This window comes from Okeania sp. SIO2B3 (assembly GCF_010672525.1).
Classification (GTDB): Bacteria; Cyanobacteriota; Cyanobacteriia; order Cyanobacteriales; family Microcoleaceae; genus Okeania.
Genome location: NZ_JAAHGH010000178.1, coordinates 7,614 through 8,271 on the forward strand (window position 1 = coordinate 7,614; position 658 = coordinate 8,271).

Consider the following 658-nt stretch of genomic DNA (forward strand, 5'->3'; position numbering starts at 1 on the left):
TTGGAAATAATCTCATAACCTGATGATAGCTCACCCAAATTTCAATCTCTCTTTTTTTGACAAAAATATCGGGTCTCCATTCTTCCTTTTGAAAGATATAAAAATCAAGTTATGAATCTTCTCGCCTCCCTATTGCAGGAAGTACCGATTAAGGGTATTCCAGGTTGATGAGGTACAGTAGCATTAGTTTTTTAAATAGTTGTTGAAGTATGGAATTAAATTTTCATTCTTTTTGAGACAATTTACTATAATTACTGTACCACACTTACATGGAGTAGGTTGTAACTGATAACTGAATTTACTCCTAATCCCAGTTAAATTTTATTCCTAAATACTCTTCTAGTCTTTGGTTATGAATTGGGAAATAATCATTGAAACTTCTACGGATTGATGAATCAATAAATGTTGGAAATAATCTCATAATCTGATTGTAGCTCACCTAGATTTCAACCTCTCTTTTTTTGACAAAAATATCGACTCTCAATCCTGACTTTTTCAGAGGATAAAAAATCAAATTATCCATCTTCTCCTATCCCTATTCCAGGAACTACTGATAACTGATAACTGTTAACTGAATTTACTCCTAATTCCAGTTAAATTTCATTCCTAATACTCTTCTAGTCTTTGGTTATGAATTGGGAAATAATCATTGAAACTT